The organism is Petroclostridium xylanilyticum (assembly GCF_002252565.1).
Taxonomy (GTDB): Bacteria; Bacillota; Clostridia; order SK-Y3; family SK-Y3; genus Petroclostridium; species Petroclostridium xylanilyticum.
Genome location: NZ_NPML01000018.1, coordinates 26,210 through 52,347 on the forward strand (window position 1 = coordinate 26,210; position 26,138 = coordinate 52,347).

Sequence of the window (26,138 nt, forward strand, 5' to 3'; positions counted from 1 at the left end):
AAGTGGTACTCATCTGTGTCTGTTTTATTTTGAATAATCGTTCAGGCGAGACATGGGGACATCGTGCAGCACGGGGACGGAGCTACAGCTTCCCCAAAACCAGGCGCAGCAGTATCTCCATCCCCATGCTGCATTCCTTCTTCCTGCTGAACCGGACTTTTTCAGTGGTTTCGGACAGTTCCTCAGTTGCATGAAAAACACCTGAGACAGACCAACCGTCGCCATGCCGCATATTTACCCATCCCTGCTTATCCAACCTTACTATACGTCGGCACCAATCGCTCAATATAATCAGAGATGTCCTCTCCACTTCCAAATATCAATCCTCTTAAGGAATTGATCTCCTGCATCAGCTTTTTATGATCTATATGTACCGGTTTGCCGATAAATATCTTCTCGTGCTTTGTTGCGGTAAGCCCTTCTTCTGCCATAAGCAGCTCTTCATACAACTTTTCTCCGGGTCTTAACCCTGTAAACCGTATCTCTATATCTATATCGGGTTCCAGTCCCGATAACCTTATAAGATCTTTTGCAAGATCCACTATTTTGACAGGTTGTCCCATATCCAGGATGAAGATTTCCCCGCCTTTTGCCATGGCTCCTGCCTGGATTACCAATTGTGCTGCTTCGGGTATGGTCATGAAGTACCTTGTAATCTCGGGATGGGTGACGGTAACCGGGCCGCCCTGGGCAATCTGCTTTTTAAACAAAGGAATGACGCTTCCGTTGCTTCCTAATACATTACCGAATCTAACTGCCGCAAATTCTGTCCTGCTGTGCCTGCTCATATTCTGTATAATCATTTCTGCTATTCTTTTAGTTGCACCCATGACATTGGTAGGATTTACAGCTTTATCGGTAGAGATGAGTACAAATTTCTTCACTCCGTATTCATCTGCACATTCTGCAGTATTGAGCGTGCCGAATACATTATTTTTAATTGCTTCTGTGGGGCTTCCCTCCATTAACGGCACGTGCTTGTGTGCTGCTGCATGGAATACCACCCCGGGTTTATATGTACCAAACACGTACTCCAATCTTTTTTTATCCTGTACCGAGCCTATCAATACTTCCAAGTCCAACTGCTCTTTATATATGAATTTAAGCTCATTTTCAAGGTCATAGGCATTGTTTTCATATATATCAAATATGATAAGTTTCCTGGGTTCGAATCGGGCGATCTGCCGGCATAATTCGGAACCAATTGAACCGCCGCCCCCGGTAACCAACACTACTTCATCTTTTAGATATCCGGATATTTCTTGGGTATTCAGCGTTATTGGCTCTCTTCCTAACAGGTCTTCTATATTTACATCTCTTATCTGGTTGATGTCTACTTGTCCATTTATCAGTTCATGTAATGCAGGCAACGTTTTTAGCTTGCATCTTGTTTTTTTACATTCATCCAGTATTTCCTTAAGCTGGCTTCTGGTTGCTGATGGAATTGCAATAATAATCTCATCTATTCGATATTGTTCTGCTATTTCTTGTATTTTTCTTTTATCCCCTTTTACAGTAAGTCCGTGTATGTGAGAACCATGCTTCTTTTCATCATCATCTATTATGACAACAGGGGTACTTTTCAGTTCTGGACGTTTTTTTAATTCCTTAATGACCATGGAACCGGTGTAGCCTGCTCCCACTACCATCACTCTTTTTTTAGCAGTCCCATTAATGAAGGGTGCATTTTTTAATTTTCTTATTATTCTATAACTCAGGCGGCTGGCACCGATTAATAAAAAGGTTAGCATCCATGAGATTGCATAGACTGTTCTGGGTAATGTAAGATGTGTAACTACTCCAAAGGCAACTGACCCTACGGCTCCTGTAAGTGTTGCAAAAAATATCTGAAGTAGTTCTTCAATACTGGCATATTTCCACAGGCTTGTGTAAAGGCGAAAGATATAATATACAGAAATCTTAATAAGGGTAAGCCATATGAAAGTATTCATGTAAATATTTATGTATTGGACAGGTATTTTGCCATCGAATCTGAAAAATAAAGCAATATAAGTGGCAAGATTTATTAAGATAATATCGGTTGTTAACAGAAAAAGCTTATAAACACTAAACCTCAATATTGTCCTGCTTGAACAATTTAACATATTGCCCCCCCCTTAAAATGTGCCATTCTAAAATTATATCATGCGGCATTAGTTCTATTATATATGTCTGCATAATATATTAATTATTCATTTGTTAACCTATATTACTGCACTAAAATAGTACTTTTGGCATAGGCTGTAGGCCTTAAGTCTTACTCAGATAATTATACCACCAAAGAATACATAATGTAAACATTTTTTTGGTAAATTAACAGTATTCGACATTTTTCAACAATTCTTATTTTCTTTGATAAAAAATGCTATTTTTATCAACCCACACCATGGGCACACCCGGCATAAATAATGATGAAAATATGCTTGATTGTTCGGGCGAAACATGGGGACACACCACTACATCGATAGCCCTAAAATAACAAAAACGCACCTTTTACAAGATGCGTTTTTTGATAAGTATATTATTTTTCGATAGCAGTTACAACGCCGGATCCTACAGTTCTTCCACCTTCACGGATAGCGAATCTTAATCCTTCTTCGATAGCGATAGGAGTGATTAATTCTACTTCCATGCTGATGTTATCACCAGGCATGCACATTTCCACGCCTTCCGGCAAGTGAACTACGCCGGTAACGTCAGTTGTTCTGAAATAGAACTGAGGTCTGTAGTTGTTGAAGAAAGGAGTATGTCTTCCACCTTCTTCTTTGGTCAATACGTAAACTTCACCTTTGAATTTAGTGTGAGGTTTGATTGAACCTGGTTTAGCCAATACCTGTCCTCTTTCGATTTCGTTTCTTTGTACACCTCTTAAAAGAGCACCGATGTTGTCACCAGCTTGAGCTAGGTCAAGAAGCTTTCTGAACATTTCGATACCGGTTACAACAACTTTTCTTGGGGCATCTGCGAAACCAACAATTTCAACTTCATCAGAAAGTTTTAATGTTCCTCTTTCTACTCTACCAGTAGCAACAGTACCACGTCCGGTGATGGAGAATACGTCTTCTACAGGCATTAAGAAAGGCATATCGGTTTTTCTTTCTGGAGTTGGGATGTATCTGTCTACTTCTGCCATTAATTGAAGTATTGGTTGATATTCTGGAGCGTTAGGATCGTTTGAAGTAGATTCAAGCGCTTTTAAAGCTGAACCCTTAACGATTGGAATCTCATCTCCAGGGAATTCGTATTCATTTAATAATTCTCTAACTTCCATTTCAACTAATTCTAATAATTCTTCGTCGTCAACCATGTCAGCTTTGTTCATGAATACAACGATGTATGGAACGCCAACCTGTCTGGACAGAAGAATGTGTTCTCTTGTCTGAGGCATTGGACCGTCAGCAGCAGATACAACAAGGATAGCGCCGTCCATCTGAGCTGCTCCGGTGATCATGTTTTTAACGTAGTCAGCGTGCCCAGGGCAATCAACGTGTGCATAGTGTCTTGCATCTGTCTCGTATTCAACGTGAGCAGTAGAGATTGTGATACCTCTTTCTCTTTCTTCCGGAGCCTTATCGATTTGGTCATAAGCAGTATATTGTGCTTTACCTTGTAAACCTAATACTTTAGTAATAGCAGCTGTTAATGAAGTTTTGCCGTGGTCAACGTGACCGATTGTACCAATGTTAACGTGGGGTTTTGTTCTTTCGTATTTAGCTTTTGCCATTTTAAAAATCCTCCTTCTTTTCTAGTGGGGAGTGAGGAGTGGGGAGTGAGAAAGTAATTATTCCCTCTTTCCACACACTCCTGTACCCTCACACCGTTCATTTATTTATTATTAATGTTTTAAACTATTTTATTACTTTTGTTTCCAATTTTCAAGAGAAAACTGATAAGTGACTACTAGTTTAGAGTCAACAGCATATTGTTTACAGGGGTTTTACTCCCCACTGTCCACTCCTCACTATTCAGATTTCTTCGCTCTTGCACTAATAATTGTTTCCTGGATGCTCTTTGGTACTTCTTCAAAGTGGCTTGGTTCCATACTGAAGGTACCTCTACCCTGCGTCCTTGAACGCAGCGTAGTAGCATAACCAAACATTTCAGCAAGAGGAACAAATGCTGTTATTTGTTGTGCTCCAGGTCTTGCTTCCATTCCCTGAATCTGGCCTCTTCTGGAGTTAAGGTCACCCATAACGTCTCCCATGTAGTCTTCAGGAACAACGACTACTACTTTCATAATTGGTTCCAACAGCACAGGGTCTGCCTTCTTCATACCTTCTTTGAAGGCCATGGAAGCGGCAATCTTAAACGCCATTTCCGAAGAGTCAACTTCGTGATAAGAACCATCGTATAAGGTTACTTTGACGTCAACTACATTGAAGCCTGCAAGTACACCGGACTGCATTGCGCCCTGCACACCGGCGTCAACAGCCGGGATGTATTCCTTCGGAATAACACCACCAACAATCTTGTTAACAAATTCGTAGCCTTTTCCTGGTTCTTGAGGCTCAAGCTCAAGGAATACGTGTCCGTATTGACCTTTACCACCCGACTGTCTGGCATATTTATGTTCAATCTTAACAGCTTTTCGAATAGTTTCTTTGTAGGAAACCTGAGGCTTGCCTACATTGGCTTCAACCTTGAATTCTCTTAAGAGACGGTCAACAATAATTTCAAGGTGCAATTCACCCATTCCGGCGATGATTGTCTGGCCGGTTTCTTCATCGGTATATGTCTTAAAGGTTGGGTCTTCTTCTGCAAGCTTGGATAATGCAATGCCCATTTTTTCCTGACCGGCTTTTGTCTTTGGCTCGATAGCAACCTTGATAACCGGTTCCGGGAATTCCATGGATTCAAGGATAATTGGATGAGCTTCATCACAAAGTGTATCCCCGGTGGTTGTATCTTTCAAACCAACTGCTGCAGCAATATCCCCGGCATATACCTTTGAAATATCTTCTCTGTGGTTTGCATGCATCTGCAGTATACGTCCTATACGTTCTCTCTTACCCTTTGTAGAGTTAAGGACATAGGATCCGGAATCAAGTGTACCGGAATATACTCTGAAGAAGCACAGCTTACCTACATATGGGTCAGTCATGATCTTAAAAGCCAGTGCTGCAAATGGTTCCTCATCGCTTGAAGGACGTTCACCTTCTTCTCCACTGTCAGGAATAACACCTTTAATTGGAGGTATATCCAAAGGTGATGGCATGTAATCAACCACAGCATCAAGCAGTTTTTGTACACCTTTATTTCTATAGGATGTACCGCATAAAACAGGAATCATCTTAACAGCTATAGTAGCCATTCGGATACCTTGCTTGATTTCGTCAATGGTTAATTCTTCGCCTTCAAGATATTTCATCATGAGTTCTTCATCTTGTTCAGCAACAGCTTCAACAAGCGCTGCATGGTATTCTTCCGCCTTATCTTTCATATCAGCAGGAATTTCTTCTTCTCTGATATCTTTTCCCAAATCATCATAATACATATATGCTTTCATTGTTACCAGGTCGATGATACCTTTGAAGGTATCTTCACTTCCTATTGGAAGTTGAATTGGAACAGCATTACATTTTAATCTGTCCTTCATCATGGCAACAACATTATAGAAGTCTGCTCCCATGATGTCCATTTTATTTACATATGCCATACGAGGAACCCCGTATTTATCCGCCTGACGCCATACGGTTTCTGACTGAGGCTCAACTCCTCCTTTAGCACAGAACACTGTTACAGATCCGTCAAGTACTCTAAGAGATCTTTCAACTTCAACTGTAAAGTCAACGTGCCCTGGTGTATCTATAATGTTAATTCTATGACCTTTCCATTGCGCTGTAGTAGCAGCAGAAGTAATGGTTATACCTCTTTCCTGCTCCTGTTCCATCCAGTCCATGGTAGCAGCACCTTCGTGAACTTCACCAATTTTGTGAACCCTACCGGTATAGAAAAGTATTCTTTCGGTAGTGGTAGTTTTACCAGCGTCAATGTGAGCCATTATTCCTATATTTCTGGTTTTTTCTAATGGAAACTCTCTTGGCACAGAATGCCTCCTTTCCTCAATTAGTTCATAGTTCACTGTTCACAGTTCACTGACCATAGTTTAGACAGCTTTAATATGTTTAATACAAAGATTCTGTGAACTGTTAACTGTAAACTGTTAACTATCCTACCATCTGTAATGTGCAAATGCTTTATTTGCTTCTGCCATTTTATGTGTATCTTCTTTTTTCTTAACTGCTCCACCAGTGTTGTTGATAGCATCAAGAATTTCAGCAGCAAGTCTCTCTTTCATGGTTTTTTCACCACGGGTGCGTGCATAGGCGACAAGCCATCTTAAGCCCAATGCTTGTCTTCTATCAGGTTTTACTTCTACAGGCACCTGGTAGGTAGCTCCACCTACTCTTCGGGCTTTAACTTCAAGAACTGGCATGATGTTATTCAAAGCCTGTTCAAAAGCTTCAAGAGGATCTTTGCCGGTTTTTTCCTTAATAATATCGAATGCATCATATACGATGCTTTGTGCTACACCTTTTTTTCCATCATACATAACATTGTTAATAAGCTTTGTAACAACTTTATTATTATAAATTGGATCAGGCAATACGTCTCTCTTCGCTATATATCCTTTTCTTGGCACTTTACTTCCCTCCTTTTCATGATAAATAATTATCACAGGTACTCAGCAATTGCTTTAAGCGATTGCTGTCAGTGCTGACTACTGCAATTTATACAAATATTTTAAATATATATATAAACTCCGTACGTCGCACTTTGAATTTTTCGTGCATGCGCACGAATGGATTTAGGTCTTATTATTTCTTTGCTGCACCGGCTGCGCCCGGTTTAGGTCTCTTAGCTCCGTATTTTGACCTTCCCTGCATTCTCTTAGCAACTCCGGCAGTATCCAGAGTTCCTCTGATGATGTGATATCTCACACCAGGAAGGTCCTTAACTCTACCACCTCTGATGAGAACAACGCTGTGCTCCTGAAGGTTATGCCCTATTCCAGGAATATAAGCTGTTACTTCAACACCATTGGTAAGTCTTACTCTGGCAATTTTTCTTAATGCAGAGTTAGGCTTTTTAGGAGTCATGGTTTTAACTGAAGTACATACTCCTCTCTTTTGGGGTGAGCTCTGGTCAGTTGGTCTTTTCTTCAATGAGTTGAATCCTCTTTGAAGCGCAGGAGCAGTAGATTTCTTTTCAACTGTCTCTCTTCCCTTCCTAACAAGCTGGTTAAATGTTGGCATCCGTACACCTCCCTTCACAAGTATCAATTAATAATTAATAAGCTAACTATTAATTTAAAGCTATTTAAAATTAGTTTTGAACCTCCCACAACTAAAGGCGCAGGATTCCTAATTCATCGACTGCTTTGCAGTCTCCAAAGGATTAACGATGAATTGCTGCAACTATTTTGTATTTTAAAGCAATTACTCATTGTTAATTGTTAATTATTCATTAACAATTACTGCTACTGCAGCGCCTACATCAATGCCGCAAGCTTTTCCTAGTTCTTTCATGGAATCTACGTATTCAATTTCGATAGAATTGCTTGAACAAATCTGTTTAAAAGAGCCTACCACTTTTTCTTCTGCGTCCTTTGCAATAAAAGCTTTTCTTACATTGCCATTTTGCGCTGCTTTTACAGCCTGCTTAATTCCTACGATTTTCTTTGCATTCTTGAGTTCATCTAACATCAAGTATTATCCCCCTGGAAAGCATATTATGAAAATGTATAACTTCACACACTGCAATATTCTATCATTGAAGTACAGAGGTGTCAAGAAAAAAATTGACAATTGACAATTAATCAATTGACAATTTGACTGTATATTTACTGAATTTTGATTTAATGTCAATTGCCAATTGTTAATTGTCAATTAAAATTATTCACCATTAAATATTCGCTGGCTGTCCTTCCACTACTTCTACACTTATATCCCTGTATCGTGCCATGCCTGTTCCAGCTGGAACAAGTTTACCGATAATTACATTTTCCTTCAGGCCAACCAATGGGTCCACTTTTCCTTTAATGGCGGCTTCTGTAAGCACTCTTGTTGTTTCCTGGAAGGATGCTGCCGACAGGAACGAATCCGTCGCCAGGGATGCTTTGGTAATCCCCAGGAGCACCCTTTTGCCGTCTGCCGGTTGTAATCCCTGTTCGATTGCCTTTTTATTTGCTTCTTCATATTCAAACATATCTACCAAACTGCCAAGTAACAGGTCGGTATCTCCCGGGTCTTCAATCTTCACCTTTCGCATCATTTGTCTTACAATCACTTCAATATGCTTATCGTTGATATCAACACCCTGTAACCTGTAAACTCTCTGTACTTCCTGTATCATGTACGCCTGTACGGCAGCACTTCCTTTAATCTTCAGGATATCATGAGGATTTACAGAACCTTCTGTTAATTCATCCGCAGCTTCTACTACATCGCCATCAAATACCTTGATTCTTGAACCGTAAGGTATGAGGTAGGTTTTGGATTCCCCGGTTTCTTCATTTGTAATAATAACTTCTCTTTTCTTTTTGGTTTCATTTACTTTTACGGTACCGGAAATTTCCGCAACAATTGCCAATCCTTTCGGTTTTCTTGCTTCGAATAGTTCTTCTACTCTGGGAAGACCCTGTGTGATATCGTCTCCGGCAACGCCACCGGTGTGGAAAGTTCTCATTGTAAGCTGGGTACCAGGTTCCCCGATGGATTGGGCTGCAATAATACCTACGGCTTCTCCTACATTTACTTCCTCTCCACTTGCAAGATTAGAGCCATAACACTTCGCACATACTCCGAACCTAGAACGGCAGGTCAGTACAGAGCGGATCTTTACTTTCTTAACTCCGGCTTTTACAATTTTTGCCGCATCATCATCACTCATCATATGCCCATTTGGAACAATGATCTGACCGGTTTCAGGGTGGATAACATCTTCCATGGTATAACGGCCCAGTAATCTATCCTGCAAGCCTTCTATTATTTCATTGCCGTCTCTGATATCTGTAACCACTATTCCTTCGGTTGTTCCGCAGTCAATCTCTCTTACGATAACATCCTGACTGACGTCAACCAATCTTCGGGTGAGATATCCGGAGTCAGCAGTTCTTAGTGCTGTGTCTGCAAGCCCTTTTCTTGCACCATGGGTAGATATAAAATACTCCAATACATTTAAACCCTCACGGAAATTTGCTCTTATGGGTATTTCGATAGTACGTCCGGAAGTATTCGCCATCAAACCTCTCATGCCGGCTAACTGGCGGATCTGGTTAATACTACCTCTTGCTCCCGAATGAGCCATCATGTATATTGGGTTAAATCTATCCAGATGGTCCATCAGAGCGTTGGTAACATTGTCAACCGTCTGATTCCATGTAGAGATAACCAGGTTATATCTTTCATCATCGGAGATAAGCCCTCTTTTATATTGTTTGGTTATCTTATCGATTCTCTCTTCCGCTTGTGCCAGGAATTCCTTCTTAGCTGCCGGAATTTCCATATCGGATACACTAATCGTGATAGCTCCTCTAGTGGAGTATTTAAACCCCAATGCTTTAATTTTATCTAACACAATAGCAGTCTTGGTTGTCCCATGAATCCTGATGCACCTATCTACAATTTTTCCTAGTGGTTTCTTATCAACCAGGAAGTTTATCTCCAAATCAAACATTTTTTCAGGATCAGTCCTGTCCACATATCCTAAATCCTGAGGAATCGCTTCATTAAATATTATTCTTCCTACTGTAGCATCGATAATTTTGCTCTTTATTTCTCCATCTATTGCTCTTGTAACTTTGACCTTAATAGGTGCATGTAAGGTTACGTCACCATTGTCATAGGCTAATAGAGCCTCATTAAAGCTGCTAAATATCTTACCTTCACCCTTGTCACCTTTTTTCTCAAGTGTCAGGTAATAGCTTCCTAATACCATATCCTGGGTTGGAACGGTAACCGGGCGTCCATCCTGAGGCTTGAGCAAGTTATTGGCGGAAAGCATCAAAAATCTTGCTTCTGCCTGTGCCTCTGCAGAAAGGGGTACGTGTACAGCCATCTGGTCTCCATCGAAGTCTGCATTATAAGCTGTACATACTAATGGGTGCAGTTTTATTGCCCTACCTTCTACCAGTATTGGCTCGAACGCCTGTATACCTAATCTATGCAGCGTAGGAGCACGGTTCAACAGTACAGGGTGTTCCTTGATTACCTGTTCTAATACATCCCATACTTCATTTTTTACCCTTTCTACCATTCTCTTTGCACTTTTTATGTTATGGGCAAGGCCGTCATTTACCAGCTTCTTCATTACGAACGGCTTAAATAACTCAAGCGCCATTTCCTTTGGAAGACCACACTGGAATATCTTAAGCTCAGGACCTACGACAATAACTGAACGTCCTGAATAGTCAACACGCTTACCCAAAAGGTTCTGTCTGAAACGTCCCTGCTTTCCTTTCAGCATATCAGATAAGGACTTGAGAGGCCTGTTACCAGGTCCGGTAACCGGCCGGCCCCTTCTACCATTATCAATAAGCGCATCTACGGCTTCCTGCAGCATCCTCTTTTCATTTCTTACAATAATATCAGGAGCACCTAAATCCAGAAGCCTTTTTAAACGGTTGTTTCTATTGATTACTCTTCTATATAAATCGTTCAGGTCAGAGGTAGCAAACCTTCCACCGTCTAATTGGACCATCGGCCGCAATTCCGGCGGAATTACCGGTACAACATCCATTATCATCCACTCCGGTCTGTTGCCGGAATTTCTAAAAGCTTCAACAACTTCAAGCCGTTTAATTGTTCTTACCTTTTTCTGCCCGGAAGCATCTTTTAGCTCTCTCCGCAGTTCTTTTGAAAGGGCCTCAAGGTCAATTTCCTGCAGGAGTACCTTTATTGCTTCTGCTCCCATTCCTGCAACAAACTTATTGTCGTATTTTTCTACTGCATCTCTATATTCCTTTTCAGAAAGCAGCTGTTTCTTCATGAGTGGAGTTTTTCCCGGATCAATGACTACATAAGAAGCAAAGTATAGGATTTTTTCCAATGCCCTTGGAGACATATCCAGGATTAACCCCATCCGACTTGGTATACCTTTAAAATACCAGATATGGGATACCGGAGCAGCCAACTCGATGTGCCCCATACGTTCACGTCGAACCTTTGAACGCGTTACTTCAACACCACAGCGGTCACAAACAATTCCTTTATATCTAATTCTTTTGTATTTACCACAGTGGCATTCCCAGTCCTTCTGGGGGCCAAATATCCTTTCGCAAAACAATCCGTCTCTTTCAGGCTTTAAAGTCCTGTAGTTGATTGTTTCGGGCTTTTTCACTTCCCCTCTGGACCATTCTCTTATTTTTTCCGGAGAAGCCAGTCCTATCTTTATTGCTTGAAAATTATTAAACTCAAACACGGCTTCATCTCCCTTCCTTAAAATTCATCATCTAGATCATCAAAATCATCAGAAGATTCATCAAAAAGATCATCCGGAAGGTCCTCATTGAGATTATTTACGCTATCCAGGTCATCTATATCCAGGTCATCAATGAGTACTTCATCTTCGTTGTAAGCATCCACATCATCATAATCGGTTAGAGGTTCTTCATCTTCTCTGCCTTCAATATTGACATTCAGGTCATCCAGGTCGTCATCCACTGATTCTTTAATTTCTATTTCTTCGTTTTCTTCACTGAGCACCTTAATATCCAAGCCCAGGCTTTGAAGTTCTTTAATCAATACTTTGAAGGACTCCGGTACGCCCGGTTCGGGAACATTTTCACCTTTTACGATAGCTTCATAAGTTTTTACACGTCCTACTACATCATCGGATTTAACAGTGAGTATTTCCTGCAGCGTATATGCAGCTCCATAGGCTTCCAGAGCCCAAACTTCCATCTCACCAAAACGCTGTCCGCCAAACTGTGCCTTACCTCCCAGCGGCTGTTGGGTAACCAGCGAATAGGGACCGGTAGAACGGGCATGAATCTTATCGTCAACAAGGTGAGCCAGTTTGAGGATATACATATATCCTACGGTAACCCGGTTATCAAAGGGCTCTCCTGTTCTTCCATCATACAATATTGACTTACCATCCGGGTCTTTTCCTGCTTTTATTAATGTTTCCATAATGTCTTCTTCTGTTGCACCATCAAATACCGGGGTAGCTATTTTCCATCCTAGCGCTTTTGCAGCATAACCCAGGTGGACCTCTAAAACCTGACCGATATTCATACGTGAGGGTACGCCCAGAGGATTAAGAACAATTTCCAATGGTGTGCCGTCGGGAAGGAACGGCATATCCTCTTCCGGCAGAATTCGGGAGATAACACCTTTGTTTCCATGACGTCCTGCCATCTTATCTCCTACGGAGATTTTTCTCTTTTGGGCAATATAAACTCTTACCAGTTGATTTACTCCTGGCGGCAATTCATCACCATTTTCCCTGGTAAATACTTTAACATCGACAATAATACCCGCTTCGCCATGAGGTACTCTTAAAGATGTATCCCTTACTTCTCTTGCCTTTTCACCAAATATTGCCCTGAGAAGCCTTTCTTCTGCTGTCAGTTCAGTTTCCCCTTTTGGAGTTACTTTACCTACCAGAATATCCCCTGATCTTACTTCGGCTCCTATACGGATAATCCCTCTTTCGTCAAGGTCTTTTAATGCATCTTCTCCTACATTCGGAATATCCCGGGTGATTTCTTCCGGACCCAGCTTGGTATCTCTGGCTTCTGCTTCATATTCTTCTATGTGTATGGAAGTAAATACATCTTCTCTTACGAGCTTTTCACTAATGAGAATAGCATCTTCGTAATTGTAACCTTCCCAGGTCATAAAACCTATCAGTATATTTCTGCCCAAAGCAATTTCACCATTATCGGTTGAAGGGCCGTCAGCTATAACCATGCCTTTGATAACTTTATCTCCCCTTGACACAATAGGTCTCTGGTTAATACAGGTTCCCTGGTTGGAACGCATAAACTTAAGAAGTTTATAGACGTCTCTTTTTCCACTTTCTGTTCTGATTACAATTTCATTGGCCGAAACCTTTTCGACAATACCATTTTCCCGTGCCAGTACAACAACTCCGGAATCCTTTGCAGCCTTATATTCCATACCGGTTCCTACAATAGGTGAATCGGTTCTTAATAGCGGAACAGCCTGACGCTGCATGTTGGATCCCATTAATGCACGGTTTGCGTCGTCATTTTCCAGGAACGGTATCATCGCTGTAGCTACAGATACTACCTGCTTAGGCGAAACGTCCATAAAATCCACTTTTTCGGACTCTACTTCGAGAATCTCTTCTTTGAATCTTGCAGTAACCTTTTTGCTGATGAATCTTCCTTCCTCATCCAATGGCTCGTTTGCCTGTGCTATGATATACTCATCTTCTACATCTGCAGTCATGTAGATGATCTCGTCAGTAACTACGCCGCTCTCTTTGTCAACACGTCTGTAAGGTGCTTCAATAAATCCATATTCATTGATCCTTGCATATGTACTTAGAGAGCTGATAAGACCAATGTTAGGCCCTTCAGGCGTTTCAATAGGACACATACGGCCATAGTGGGAATGGTGAACGTCACGTACTTCGAAACCGGCTCTTTCTCTGCTCAAACCACCAGGTCCAAGAGCACTTAGCCTTCTCTTGTGGGTTAATTCTGCCAATGGGTTGGTCTGATCCATAAACTGAGAAAGCTGGCTGCTTCCAAAGAATTCCTTAATCGCTGCAGCAACCGGCCGTATATTAATAAGGGCTTGAGGAGTAACAATATCAAGGTCTTGAATTGTCATTCTCTCTCTTACTACCCTCTCCATTCTCGCCAAACCGATTCTAAATTGATTCTGCAGTAATTCACCTACTGAACGCAATCTTCTATTTCCAAGGTGGTCAATATCATCTGTTGTACCAATTCCATAGGAAAGATTGTTATTATAGTTAATAGATGCTATAATATCTTCAATGGTAATATGTTTTGGAATGAGCTCATCAATCTTTTCTTTAATTGCAGCTTTAATATCTTTTTCATTTGTGTTTTCTTCCAGTATCTTCTTCAGGACATCATATTTAACCTGTTCTGTAACACCAACTTCTGCAGGATCAAAATTAACATGTACCTGCATGTTAACCATTCCGTTACCTATTACTTTTACCCTTTTTCCCTCAACATCGAGATATACAGTGTTAATTCCGGCATTTTGTATTCTCTCTGCCATTACCCTGTCAATTCGGTTGCCTGCTTCAACCAATATTTCTCCTGTTTCAGGGTCAACAATATCATCTGCTGCTCTATGGTTGTTAATTCTTGCAGAGAGAGCCATTTTCTTATTGAATTTGAACCTTCCTACTTTCGCCAGGTCATATCTTTTTGCGTCGAAAAACAAACCATACAATAAGGATTTCGCACTTTCAACAGTAGGAGGTTCGCCGGGTCTCAACCTCTTATAAATTTCTAATAACCCTTCTTCTTCTGATTTGGTATTATCCTTTTCAATCGTTGCTAATATTCTTTCATCTTCCCCAAGGATATCTATAATCTGAGCATCCGTGCCAAACCCAAGGGCACGGATTAATACAGTAATCGGCAATTTTCTGGTTCTATCTATTCTTACAGAGAAAATATCATTGGAATCAGTTTCATATTCAAGCCATGCACCCCTATTGGGAATAACTGTAGAAGAGAACAACTTCTTTCCTGTTTTATCAAATTGCATTGCATAATAAATGCCAGGCGACCTTACTAACTGGCTGACAATAACTCTTTCAGCCCCGTTAATAATAAATGTCCCCTGGTCCGTCATAAGCGGAAAATCCCCCATAAATATTTCCTGCTCTTTAACCTCTCCGGTTTCCTTATTAATCAGCCTCACCTTTACTTTAAGCGGTGCAGCATATGTAGCATCTCTTTCTTTACACTCTTCAACAGAGTACTTGGGGTTGTCATCAAGAGAATAATCTATGAACTCAAGAATTAGATTTCCGGTATAGTCAGTGATGGGTGATACATCTCTGAACACCTCTCTTAGGCCTTCCTCCAGAAACCACTTATAGGAGTTCTTTTGAACCTCTATAAGATTTGGCATGTCCAATACTTCGTCAATTTTCGAATAACTCATTCTGACATTCTTTCCAAGTTGCACGGGATGTACCATAGTTTGATCACCTCATTTTATTTTATAGGGGGAATTTTATATATGATATTGTATATTTTTTTATAAAACTACATAAATTATAAATAAGTATAATATAGTAAACACACTAAAATATTATTAACAAATATTGCCTTGGTTATTCATATATGCTATAATTTATGTAGTAGAATAGATAAATTATCTTTACAAAACGCACATTAAACATTTGTTCACAATGCAATTAATAATTTTAACATATCAACAATAAATAGTCAACAATTATTTTTGACTGTTTTTTTATGAAATAAAAAACACCTCGTGCGAGGTGTTTTTTATTATAGAAATGAATTATTTAAGTTCAACAGTTGCTCCAACTTCAGCAAGTTTAGCTTTCATTGATTCAGCTTCTTCTTTAGAAACATTTTCTTTAATGGTCTTTGGAGCGCCATCTACTAAATCTTTAGCTTCTTTTAAGCCTAAACCGGTTAATTCTCTTACTACTTTAATAACTTTGATCTTTTCTGCCCCAGCATTTGCAAGAACTACTGTAAATTCAGTCTTTTCTTCAGCTGCAGGAGCTGCTGCTGCACCACCTGCTGCAGGAGCTGCTGCTACTGCTACAGGAGCTGCTGCAGATACTCCAAATTCTTCTTCAAGAGCTTTTACTAATTCAGATAATTCTAATACAGTTAACGCTTTAACATCTTCAATTAATTTAGTAACTTTTTCACTTGCCATTGTTTTATACCTCCACTTATTTTTTATTAATAATTAATAATTAACAATGAATAATTATTGTTAGTTTTTCTGCTAAAATAATTAAATCACGCCTGTCCTTCCGCCGCTTTCTTTTCAGCGATTGCATTCAAGGCTACTGCAAGACCTCTGAGGTTTGCATTAAGAACATTTACGAAACCAGATATTGGAGCGTTGAATCCACCCAGTACTTTTGCAATAAGTACTTCTCTTGGTGGCAAATCAGCCAATGCTTTGATTCCATTAATATCGATTACTTTACCATCAACAAAACCAACTTTGATTTCGAGTTTTTCATTTTTCTTTGCAAATTCAGTTAATACTTTAGCTGCGGCTACAGGATCTTCATAGGTTAAAGCCAATGAAGTAGGACCATGCAAAAATGGATCTAAACCTTCATATCCTGTTTCCTTTGCTGCAAATCTTGTTAGAGTATTTTTTACAACTTTATACTCAACTCCAGCTTTTCTTAACTGATTTCTTAACTCAGTATCCTGTTCAACTGTTAACCCTCTGTAGTCAACTAAAATACCAGAACTAGCTTTTTTTAATTTCTCAACCAGTTCTTGCACAACTTCCTTTTTTTGTTCAAGTATTTTTTGGCTTGGCATCTAAACACCTCCCGTCGAATGAATTAAGAATTGAGAATGCAGTTCGAGTCCTTAACTCTACCGAAGTCACAAGTATGCGGACACTATTCATCAAAAAAGGTTCTCTACCCGTAGACGCAGAGAACCTTATAATATAAAATTGAACAGCATTTAGAACTTAATCTAAATCTGAACCTTAATCTTATACATTTCTCCTCGGTAGGATGTTAATCTATTAAGCATACGCACCTACTGTCTACGGAATTCGTATTCATTTTTTACTTTTAAGATAATACCATTTAAATATTATCTTGTCAAGGATTTTTAATAACCAATTATTCACTAACTCTTGCCGGATTGATTTTAATCCCCGGTCCCATGGTAGAAGCTACAACAACACTTCTCAGGTATTGCCCTTTTGCCGCTGCTGGCTTAGCTTTTATAACGGCATCCATAAGGGTATGGAAGTTATCAGCAAGCTTATCTGGACCGAAGGATACCTTACCGATAGGACAGTGAATAATGTTTGTCTTATCCAATCTATATTCAATCTTACCGGCTTTGATATCTTTAATTGCTTTCGCTACATCCATAGTAACAGTACCGGCTTTTGGGTTAGGCATTAATCCTTTAGGACCCAACACTCTCCCCAATCTACCAACTACGCCCATCATATCAGGAGTAGCAACCACAACATCGAAATCAAACCAGTTTTCATTCTGAATTTTTGCAACAAGATCTTCAGCACCCACATAATCAGCGCCATTTTCTTCAGCTTCTTTTGCTTTATCGCCTTTTGCAAACACAAGCACTTTTACAGTTTTACCTGTTCCATGTGGCAGAACAACTGCACCTCTTACCTGTTGATCAGCATGCCTGGAGTCAACACCCAGTTTTATATGAGCTTCAACAGTTTCATCGAACTTAGCTTTTGAAGCTTGTTGTACCAAGCTAAAAGCTTCTTTAGGATCATAAAGCTTAGTTCTATCTATTAGCTTTGCACTCTCTAAATATTTCTTTCCTCTCTTCACTACAAAATCCTCCTTCTGTGGTTACTTACGGAATTTTTATTCCTCCCACGCTTTAAAGAATTGATAATTGACAATTGAGAATTGACAATTACCAATTTTAGCAATACCCATTTAAAACTAATTTCCTAAAATATTAGTCTTCAACAACGATGCCCATGCTTCTTGCAGTTCCTGCAATCATGCTCATTGCAGCTTCAATGCTTGCAGCATTTAAATCAGGCATTTTTTGTTCAGCAATTTTTCTAAGCTCTGCTTTGGAAATCTTTGCAACCTTTGTTTTATTCGGCACTCCAGAACCGCTTTCAATCTTGCATGCTTTTTTGAGTAATACTGCTGCCGGAGGAGTCTTAGTAATAAAGGTAAAAGACCTGTCCTGATATACAGTAATTACAACAGGAATGATAAGTCCAGCATCTTTAGCTGTCCTTTCATTAAATTCTTTACAGAATGCCATGATGTTAACCCCATGCTGACCAAGAGCCGGTCCAACTGGTGGTGCCGGTGTTGCTTTACCTGCAGGAATTTGTAATTTGATAAAACCTGTAACTTTTTTAGCCATTGCTTGCACCTCCTTATAACACAATGTGGTATGGCGGGTTGTTAGCCCTCCCACTTACGGCAATTTCGCTGCCGCTCCAGTGGGGAGTGGAGATCATTCTCAACTTCCCACAACAAATAATTATATAATAAGCAAGATATTCTTGCAAATTACCAATTGTAAACAATTGAGAAGTTTCATACTAATTCTCAATTAAAGAATTCCTTCCACTTGTCCAAATTCTAATTCAACTGGAGTTTCGCGCCCAAACATGGATACCGCAACTCGCACTTTTTTCTTTTCAAGGTTTATTTCTTCTATTACTCCAATGAAGTTTTCAAGAGGTCCGGAGACAACTTTTACACTATCACCAACTTCAAACTCAAACGGAGGAAGCCCAATTTCAACACCCATCGCCTTTACTTCCTCTTCTGAAAGTGGAACAGGTTTAGAACCGGGTCCGACAAAACCAGTTACTCCACGTGTATTGCGTACTACATACCAGGTTTCATCTGTCATTATCATCTTTATCAGGACATACCCCGGGAAAACTTTTCTCATTACAGCTTTTTTCTTGTTATCTTTTGTTTCAATAACCTCTTCCATCGGTACCTGGACCTCAAGGATTTGGTCACCCAAGCCACGGTTTTCTACCATTTTTTCTATGTTAGCCTTTACCTTGTTCTCATACCCGGAGTATGTATGCACAACATACCATTTAGCATTATCCGTCATAAGTCTAAGAAGCAAATATGAGCTTCCTTTCCTCCTTTTTATTTAATGAGATAGTTCAAAGCCCCACCAAAAATAAAATCGAGAGTCCATATTACAATACCCACCACAATAATTGAAATCATAACAACTATTGTATTATTTCTAACCTGTTTCCATGTTGGCCATACAACTTTTTTCATTTCTGCTTTAACTTCTCTAAAATATTTCGCTACTTTAGAAAAGGAAACATTTTTCTTTGTCTGCTTTGCAGCTTCAGCCATGGTACTTCACTTCCTCTTTTTAAGTTGGTATTGATAATTATTTTGTTTCTTTATGAACAGTATGTTTTCTACAGAACTTGCAGTATTTATTCATTTCCAATCTGTCAGGATCATTTTTCTTATTCTTCATAGTGTTATAATTTCTCTGCTTGCATTCAGTACAAGCTAAAGTAATTCTTGTTCTCATATTGGCACCTCCTACAAATTAATAGACAATTTTTAAAAAATAAGAATATTAAAAATAATTGCTTTATATAATGTTCATGTACTATTTATTTTGAGCATAAAAAAAAAGACCTATAGAAAGCAATACTCAATATATCATATTTAATTGTATTAGTCAAGTTTTTTAAGCAAGTTTTTGCATACAATTTATAAAAGTTGGTTAATTATAAAAATAAGTTTATAGTTCTTAAATTCAGCATAACGTCCTTATATATTAAAATAAAGCGTAAAAACGGAGGTTCAACTATGTATGCATACGAAAAAATTACCGTAGTTCCTAAACTGCCTGAGAGAATCAATAAGCTAAATGAATTGGCATATAATCTCTGGTGGTCCTGGAATACCCATGCAGTAAGCGTTTTTGAAAGTATCGACCAGGAGTTATGGATAGAATGTGAGGAAAATCCTGTACGCTTTCTACAGCAGGTCAGCAGTAAAAAGCTAGAGGCTGCTGCTGATAATCATGAATATTTGCTGATATATGATAATATTATAAACCAATTTAATACTTATATGAATGCAGATGATACATGGTTCATTAGAAACTTCCCGGATAAGAAAGATAATATCATCGCTTATTTTTCCGCCGAATATGGATTGCATGAAACTCTCCCTATGTATTCGGGAGGTTTGGGTATTCTCTCTGGAGACCACTGCAAGTCCGCCAGCGATTTAGGCCTGCCTTTTGTTGCAGTTGGTTTGCTTTACAAGCAGGGATATTTTAGGCAGCAGCTCAACCAAGAGGGATGGCAGGAAGCTAAGTTTATAAAGCAAAATATCTCCGAATTACCCATTCAAGCGACAAAAGACCAAAATGGCAATGACGTAATTATATCTACTGATTTCCCGGGTAGAACAGTGCATGCAAAGGTGTGGGAAATACATGTAGGGCGAATTAAAATTTATATGATGGATACTGATATTCCAGAAAACAACTTCGACGACAGGCATATTACATCCATACTTTATGGTGGAGAGCAGGAAATGCGAATCTCCCAGGAAATCATTCTGGGAATCGGTGGAATAAAGACGCTGGACGCTCTGGGAATTAAACCATCCGTCTATCATTTGAATGAAGGACATTCCGCTTTTTGTACTTTAGAAATAATGCGCAAGTTAATTCAATACGAAGGCCTGTCCTTCCATAATGCCCGGGAAGTAGTTGCTGCCTCTACAGTTTTTACCACTCATACCCCGGTACCAGCGGGAAGTGACCGTTTCCCTCTTTATTTAATGGACAAATACTTTAGCAATGTATGGACTTCCCTGGGTATTAACCGCCATCAGTTTATGGAGATGGGCTCAAGCACTCACCCCGATTCCCGCGATGTATTTAATATGACTATTCTAGCCCTGAAAACTGCCGGTCAAAGAAATGGTGTGAGCAAGTTACATGGAATGGTATCCAGAAACATATTTAATCACGTATGGGAACGTATCCCTGAAGAAGAAGTACCTATCGGTTCCATCACCAACGGAATTCATACCGCAACATGGCTGAATCCATCCCTGAAGGATTTATATGGAAAGTATCTGGGACAAAATTGGGAGGAAAATATCCATGATACAAAAATGTGGCGTAATATAGATAACATTCCTGATGAAGCTTTATGGGATGCTCATATGGCAAATAAACAAAAAATGATCGACTTCATCAGGGATAGAGTGAAAACTCAAAAAATAAGAAACGGGGAAGCCCCGGAAGAAATTGAAAGTATCGATAAAATGCTGGATCCCAATGCACTCACCATCGGTTTTGCCCGCAGATTTGCTACTTATAAAAGAGCTACACTGATTTTTCGCAATCTGTCAAGACTGCAGAGAATACTCAATAACCCTGCAATGCCTGTGCAGATCATTTTTGCCGGTAAAGCACACCCTGCCGATTATCCCGGCCAGGAATTAATCAAGCATATTCATGACCTGGCACATCAGGAAGGTTTTAAAGGTAAAGTATTCCTGGTGGAAAACTATGATATGAAACTTGCCCGTCATCTCCTTTCAGGAGTTGATGTATGGCTTAACAATCCTAGAAGACCCCTGGAAGCTAGCGGCACCAGCGGCCAGAAAGCGGCTCTAAATGGGATTATCAATTTTAGTGTTTTGGACGGTTGGTGGGTTGAAGGGTATAATGGGCATAACGGTTGGGCAATTGGTGATGAGACCTATTATTCAAATACCGAACAGCAGGATAATGTAGATGCCCAATCCCTATATGCCACTTTGGAAGAGCAGATCGTCCCGCTATATTACGAGAGAAATGAGAAAGGTATACCCGTTAATTGGGTAAGGACCATGAAAGCATCTATTAAAACCTGTGCCCCTGTTTTTAGTACTGCAAGAATGGTACAGGATTATGTAAAAGACTATTATGTGACAGCTATGAGAAGGAAGGATGAGATCACTAAAAATCACTATGCCCTGGCTCAAGAACTATCACAGTGGAAGTCACATGTAAGTAACGAGTGGAGCCAGGTAAGAATTATTCCTGACAGGAAGCTAAATTACTATTCAGATCAGAAAATTTTTGCCGGCCGTCCCGTGGAGTTAAGCACCATCGTATACCTCGGCAATATTAACCCAAACAATGCCCGGGTAGAAGTATATTATGGAAAGATCGGTCAGGACGGTATGATTGAACAACCGGAAATAGCCGCCATGGAACTACAGGGGCAGGGCGAAGGTAATAACTATCACTATAAAGGGACTATTCATCTTGATACTGGAGGAGAATATGGATATACCTTTAGAGTACTTCCATATCACTCTGGACTCATTAATGAGTACGACCTTGGGCTTATTAAGTGGGTCGAAACCAGTGAATACAATATTCAGTGATGAAAATACATTCACCCGGCTGGGTACCATCATATACTCCATGTTTTGCCGTCGGCTTATACCAGCATCCGTGCCGGGATAAGCCTAAAATCACCCTCCATGGTGATTTTCCGGCTGCAACATTCCATATATGATGGTACCCAGCCGTATCGGTCCTATTGTGCAACATGGGGACAGTGCTATTTTCATACTATCCCTCCGATTTTCTTCAGTTCTTCATCACTTATCCCCTTCTCCTTTAATGGCTGGATAATATCTTCAGAAATATCAGGGACATAACTTTTAATTACAGTACACTCGCCAGCTATGATGTAATTCCCCATATTAGCAGGGATGAGGAAAGAATCTCCGGCTTTAAAGGCTTCTGCTCCACCGTTATATTCTATCTTGCCTTCTCCTTCGATAGCCATAATAATGTCAAACTTTTCACCATTTAGTTTCTCATGACTAACCTGCTTAATTTGGACTTTTTCTGTAATAAAATACTTACAGGCAACCAGATAAGTTCTTATGTTCTCTCCTTCACAAACTGAAAGACCTTCTACTTTTTCTCTACCGGTTACGTCAGACAGGTTGGTTACCTCCAGCGCCTTATCTATATGTAACTGCCTGGGTTTACCGTCATCCCCTATCCTGTTCCAGTCGTATACCCTATATGTAGTATCCGAATTTTGCTGTATCTCTGCAATAAGCAGTCCTGCTCCAATGGCATGTAAAGTGGTAGCCGGAATAAAAAACACATCTCCAGCCTTAACATCAACAAAATTCAAAAGTTTTTCCAGGGAACCGTTAATAATCCCTTGCTTAAACTGTTCCTTTGAAACTCCCGGCTTAACACCGTATACCAGCTGTGCTCCGGGCTCAGCATCGATGACATACCACATCTCTGTTTTGCCCAGTTCGCCGTTTTCATTTTTAAAAGCATATTCATCCTCCGGGTGAACCTGAACCGACAGTCTATCCGATGCATCCAGTATTTTTACCAGTAAAGGGAATTTTTTAATTCCTTCTTCTCCTGTACGAGTCCCTAATAAATCCATCCCATACATTTCTATTACTTCTTTTAAAGATTTACCTTTCAGGCTGCCATTTGCAATAGTACTTGTCCCATTGTCGTGACATGCGATTTCCCAACTTTCGCCTGTACTGTCAGAAGGGATATCTTTCCCAAACTTTTCCCTAAGTTTTTTACCGCCCCATATAGGTTCTTTATATACTGGCTGTAATTTTAACGGATATAACATTATTGATCACTCCTTTTTATACCAACCGATGATATTATATCACATATAATAAAAAAATTAATAGTAACATAATGTTAATAGGGCACATATTTAATATTTGAAGAAAATAATTCCAATGCAACTGATACAATGTAGTTTGGGAGAAAGGTTGGTGAGGGTTGTATGGATAAATTTTCATAAATCGGACCATACGGAAAATATGTACTCATGTTAATAAATTAACATTGACAACTATATCGTAATATTGTAATATGATAATATATAGAACGTATATGAAAGGAGTCTAAATATATGAAAGTACTGATTATTGGAGGCGTGGCCGGTGGAGCCAGTGCAGCCGCGCGGTTAAGACGTCTTGATGAAAAATGTGAAATCATACTTTTCGAAAGAGGAGAACATATTTCATTTGCTAACTGCGGCTTACCCTATTATATAGGGGAAGTGATCAAAGAAAAAGAAAAACTTTTGGTCCAAACGCCCCAGGCAATGAAGCAAAGGTTCAATATAGATGTAAGAGTATTCAGTGAGGTTGTATCCATTGATCCACAGAAAAAAGAAGTTAAAGTCCATGACCTTAAAAACGGCAAAAGCTATACCGAAACATATGATAAATTAGTGTTATCTCCCGGTGCTGCTCCTATTAAACCGAACATTGAAGGAATTAATGCCCCCAATGTATTTACACTGAGAAATATTCCGGATACTTATGCAATAAAAGATTTTGTAGACAATCACAAGCCTAAAAGGGCGGTTGTTGTAGGCGGTGGATTTATAGGGCTTGAAATTGCCGAAAATCTTCACGAAAGAGGAATTGTTGTAACTGTAGTAGAGCTGGCAAACCAGGTAATCGGCCCAATTGACTATGAAATGGCTGCCCTGGTGCATGCACATCTGAAAGAAAAGGGTGTTGAATTCTATCTGGAAGATGGTGTGAAAGCCCTGCAGCATAATTCAAAATATTCGGTAGTAGAGCTGAACAGCGGTAAGGAAATCAAAACCGATATGATTGTCTTAGGTATTGGTGTCCGCCCTGAAACTGAACTTGCAAAGAAGGCAGGGCTGGCTTTGGGTGAACGCGGAGGAATCAAGGTCAATAAGACATTACAAACTTCCAACCCGGACATCTATGCTGTTGGGGACGCCATTGAAGTCATAGATTATGTAAATGGTAATCCTGCACTGATTCCTCTTGCAGGACCGGCTAACAAACAAGGTAGAATTGTAGCAAACAATATCTGCGGCATCAAAGAAGAGTATGAAGGTACCCAGGGTACTTCCGTATTAAAGGTATTTGATATGACTGTTGCCTCTACAGGAAACAACGAAAAGATCCTCAAGAGGTTTAACATTCCATACCAGAAATCCTTTACCCATTCAGCTTCCCATGCCGGATACTATCCTGGAGCTATGCCCATATCCTTAAAACTCCTGTTCTCTCCTAAAGATGGGAAGATATTAGGCGCACAGGCTGTGGGTTATGAAGGTGTTGAAAAAAGAATAGATGTTATTGCTACGGCAATCCGGGCAGGAATGACGGTGTATGACCTTGAAAAACTGGAACTGTCTTATGCTCCTCCTTATTCTTCTGCAAAAGATCCGGTTAACATGGCGGGATATGTTGCTTCCAATATTCTAAAAGGTGATGTGGCAGTTATTCACTGGGATGAAATCGCCAACCTGGACAAAAACAAATCCATATTGGTGGATGTTAGAACTCCGATGGAATTTAGCATGGGTACCATACAAGGTGCAGTAAACATTCCTGTAGATGAATTAAGAAACAGAATGAATGAAATTCCGAAGGATAAAGAAGTAATTATCTTCTGTCAGGTAGGCTTAAGAGGATACCTTGCCTGCAGAATACTCATGCAAAACGGCTATAAGAATGTTAAGAACCTCAGCGGCGGATACAAGACTTATTTCCCTGCTGTTCAAAAACAGGGTAACCAGGACATCTATGACTATGAAAGAATTGATAATTCCGATTTAATCCATGCATCATCTCCGGATCCTGAAAATTGCGATGCAGTGGTGGATATTAGGCTGGATGCTTGCGGTCTCCAGTGTCCCGGCCCAATTATGCAGGTAAATAATGCAATCAATTCAATGAATGTAGGGGAAGTGCTGGAAGTAACGGCTAGTGACCCTGCTTTCGGTACAGACATCAAGGCATGGTGTGAACGCACCGGTCACCAGTTAATTAAGGTAGGTAAAGAAGGCAAGAATATAAAAGCATGCATTAAGAAAGGGAATGGAAGGATGAGCCAGCATAATGTAACCAGTTCGGGAAATGATAAAACTATGATTGTATTTAGCGGAGACCTTGACAAGGCGATTGCTTCCTTTATTATAGCAAACGGTGCTGCAGCAATGGGAAGAAAAGTAACCATGTTCTTTACCTTCTGGGGACTAAATATTTTAAGAAAACATAACAAGGTTAAGGTTAAAAAAAGTCTGCTTGAATCTATGTTTGGCATGATGATGCCCAGAGGTTCCAGAAGGCTCGGCCTTTCCAAGATGAATATGGGCGGTATGGGCGGCAAAATGATTAGATATATCATGAATAAAAAGAATGTATCTTCCCTTGAAGATTTAATTGAGCAGGCAAAAGCCCAGGGTGTCCGAATTGTTGCATGCAGCATGTCCATGGATGTAATGGGCATCAAGGAAGAAGAACTGATTGATGGTATTGAAATAGGTGGCGTTGCAACCTTCCTTGGAGCCGCTGAATCGGCAGATACGAACCTATTTATATAATCTATTTATATAATCTAT

General features: G+C 39.9%; 19 protein-coding genes and 1 other annotated feature. Of the genes, 2 read left to right on the forward strand and 17 right to left on the reverse strand.

Going from position 1 to position 26,138, the window contains the following annotated elements:
- Positions 1 to 82: 82 nt before the first annotated feature.
- From CIB29_RS18540 to rpmG, 16 genes are all read right to left on the reverse strand, one after another.
- Positions 83 to 256, reverse strand: coding sequence for a hypothetical protein (locus CIB29_RS18540; RefSeq protein WP_198543830.1), 174 nt, complete (start codon positions 254 to 256; stop codon positions 83 to 85).
- Positions 249 to 2,105 (reverse strand): polysaccharide biosynthesis protein, encoded by a 1,857-nt coding sequence (locus CIB29_RS10155; RefSeq protein WP_094549355.1) that lies wholly within the window; start codon positions 2,103 to 2,105, stop codon positions 249 to 251. Before CIB29_RS10155 ends, CIB29_RS18540 begins: the two co-directional genes overlap by 8 nt.
- 416 nt (positions 2,106 to 2,521) lie before the next feature.
- Entirely contained in the window at positions 2,522 to 3,724 is a 1,203-nt protein-coding gene (tuf, locus tag CIB29_RS10160) for an elongation factor Tu (protein ID WP_094549356.1), read from the reverse strand.
- A gap of 237 nt (positions 3,725 to 3,961) precedes the next feature.
- Positions 3,962 to 6,046: an elongation factor G gene (gene fusA, locus CIB29_RS10165; protein WP_094549358.1), complete on the reverse strand. Its 2,085-nt coding sequence runs from the start codon at positions 6,044 to 6,046 to the stop codon at positions 3,962 to 3,964.
- Positions 6,047 to 6,172: 126 nt separating this feature from the next.
- Entirely contained in the window at positions 6,173 to 6,643 is a 471-nt protein-coding gene (rpsG, locus tag CIB29_RS10170) for a 30S ribosomal protein S7 (RefSeq protein ID WP_094549360.1), read from the reverse strand.
- A 175-nt stretch (positions 6,644 to 6,818) separates the two neighbouring features.
- A complete protein-coding gene (rpsL, locus tag CIB29_RS10175) occupies positions 6,819 to 7,256 on the reverse strand; it encodes a 30S ribosomal protein S12 (protein WP_094549362.1) in 438 nt (145 codons plus the stop codon).
- A 204-nt stretch (positions 7,257 to 7,460) separates the two neighbouring features.
- Complete coding sequence (locus tag CIB29_RS10180; protein WP_094549364.1) at positions 7,461 to 7,706, reverse strand: ribosomal L7Ae/L30e/S12e/Gadd45 family protein; 246 nt, start codon at positions 7,704 to 7,706, stop codon at positions 7,461 to 7,463.
- A 199-nt stretch (positions 7,707 to 7,905) separates the two neighbouring features.
- Positions 7,906 to 11,421 (reverse strand): DNA-directed RNA polymerase subunit beta', encoded by a 3,516-nt coding sequence (rpoC, locus tag CIB29_RS10185; RefSeq protein ID WP_094549366.1) that lies wholly within the window; start codon positions 11,419 to 11,421, stop codon positions 7,906 to 7,908.
- A 17-nt stretch (positions 11,422 to 11,438) separates the two neighbouring features.
- Positions 11,439 to 15,167: a DNA-directed RNA polymerase subunit beta gene (rpoB, locus tag CIB29_RS10190; RefSeq protein ID WP_094549368.1), complete on the reverse strand. Its 3,729-nt coding sequence runs from the start codon at positions 15,165 to 15,167 to the stop codon at positions 11,439 to 11,441.
- 327 nt (positions 15,168 to 15,494) lie between these two features.
- On the reverse strand, positions 15,495 to 15,884 hold the full coding sequence (gene rplL, locus CIB29_RS10195; RefSeq protein ID WP_094549370.1) for a 50S ribosomal protein L7/L12: 390 nt from the start codon (positions 15,882 to 15,884) through the stop codon (positions 15,495 to 15,497).
- Positions 15,885 to 15,970: 86 nt separating this feature from the next.
- Positions 15,971 to 16,513, reverse strand: coding sequence for a 50S ribosomal protein L10 (gene rplJ, locus CIB29_RS10200; protein WP_094549372.1), 543 nt, complete (start codon positions 16,511 to 16,513; stop codon positions 15,971 to 15,973).
- Positions 16,514 to 16,596: 83 nt separating this feature from the next.
- Positions 16,597 to 16,772: a sequence feature (ribosomal protein L10 leader region), on the reverse strand.
- A 55-nt stretch (positions 16,773 to 16,827) separates the two neighbouring features.
- Positions 16,828 to 17,523, reverse strand: coding sequence for a 50S ribosomal protein L1 (rplA, locus tag CIB29_RS10205; protein WP_094549374.1), 696 nt, complete (start codon positions 17,521 to 17,523; stop codon positions 16,828 to 16,830).
- 133 nt (positions 17,524 to 17,656) lie between these two features.
- Positions 17,657 to 18,082, reverse strand: coding sequence for a 50S ribosomal protein L11 (rplK, locus tag CIB29_RS10210; protein ID WP_094549376.1), 426 nt, complete (start codon positions 18,080 to 18,082; stop codon positions 17,657 to 17,659).
- 192 nt (positions 18,083 to 18,274) lie between these two features.
- Positions 18,275 to 18,796 carry a transcription termination/antitermination protein NusG gene (nusG, locus tag CIB29_RS10215; RefSeq protein ID WP_094549378.1) on the reverse strand — a complete coding sequence of 174 codons (522 nt, stop codon included), beginning with the start codon at positions 18,794 to 18,796 and terminating at the stop codon, positions 18,275 to 18,277.
- 38 nt (positions 18,797 to 18,834) lie between these two features.
- Positions 18,835 to 19,056, reverse strand: coding sequence for a preprotein translocase subunit SecE (gene secE / locus CIB29_RS10220; RefSeq protein WP_094549379.1), 222 nt, complete (start codon positions 19,054 to 19,056; stop codon positions 18,835 to 18,837).
- Positions 19,057 to 19,093: 37 nt separating this feature from the next.
- Complete coding sequence (gene rpmG, locus CIB29_RS10225) at positions 19,094 to 19,243, reverse strand: 50S ribosomal protein L33 (protein ID WP_094549381.1); 150 nt, start codon at positions 19,241 to 19,243, stop codon at positions 19,094 to 19,096.
- 284 nt (positions 19,244 to 19,527) lie between these two features.
- Between rpmG and glgP the strand changes: the two genes are divergently transcribed.
- Positions 19,528 to 22,119 (forward strand): alpha-glucan family phosphorylase, encoded by a 2,592-nt coding sequence (gene glgP, locus CIB29_RS10230; RefSeq protein ID WP_094549383.1) that lies wholly within the window; start codon positions 19,528 to 19,530, stop codon positions 22,117 to 22,119.
- A 185-nt stretch (positions 22,120 to 22,304) separates the two neighbouring features.
- Here glgP and CIB29_RS10235 read toward each other — a convergent pair whose 3' ends face one another.
- Positions 22,305 to 23,363 (reverse strand): type I phosphomannose isomerase catalytic subunit, encoded by a 1,059-nt coding sequence (locus CIB29_RS10235; RefSeq protein WP_094549385.1) that lies wholly within the window; start codon positions 23,361 to 23,363, stop codon positions 22,305 to 22,307.
- Positions 23,364 to 23,654: 291 nt separating this feature from the next.
- Here CIB29_RS10235 and CIB29_RS10240 point away from each other — a divergent pair, with 291 nt between their 5' ends.
- Complete coding sequence (locus CIB29_RS10240) at positions 23,655 to 26,120, forward strand: CoA-disulfide reductase (RefSeq protein WP_094549387.1); 2,466 nt, start codon at positions 23,655 to 23,657, stop codon at positions 26,118 to 26,120.
- The last annotated feature ends 18 nt before the right edge of the window (positions 26,121 to 26,138 follow it).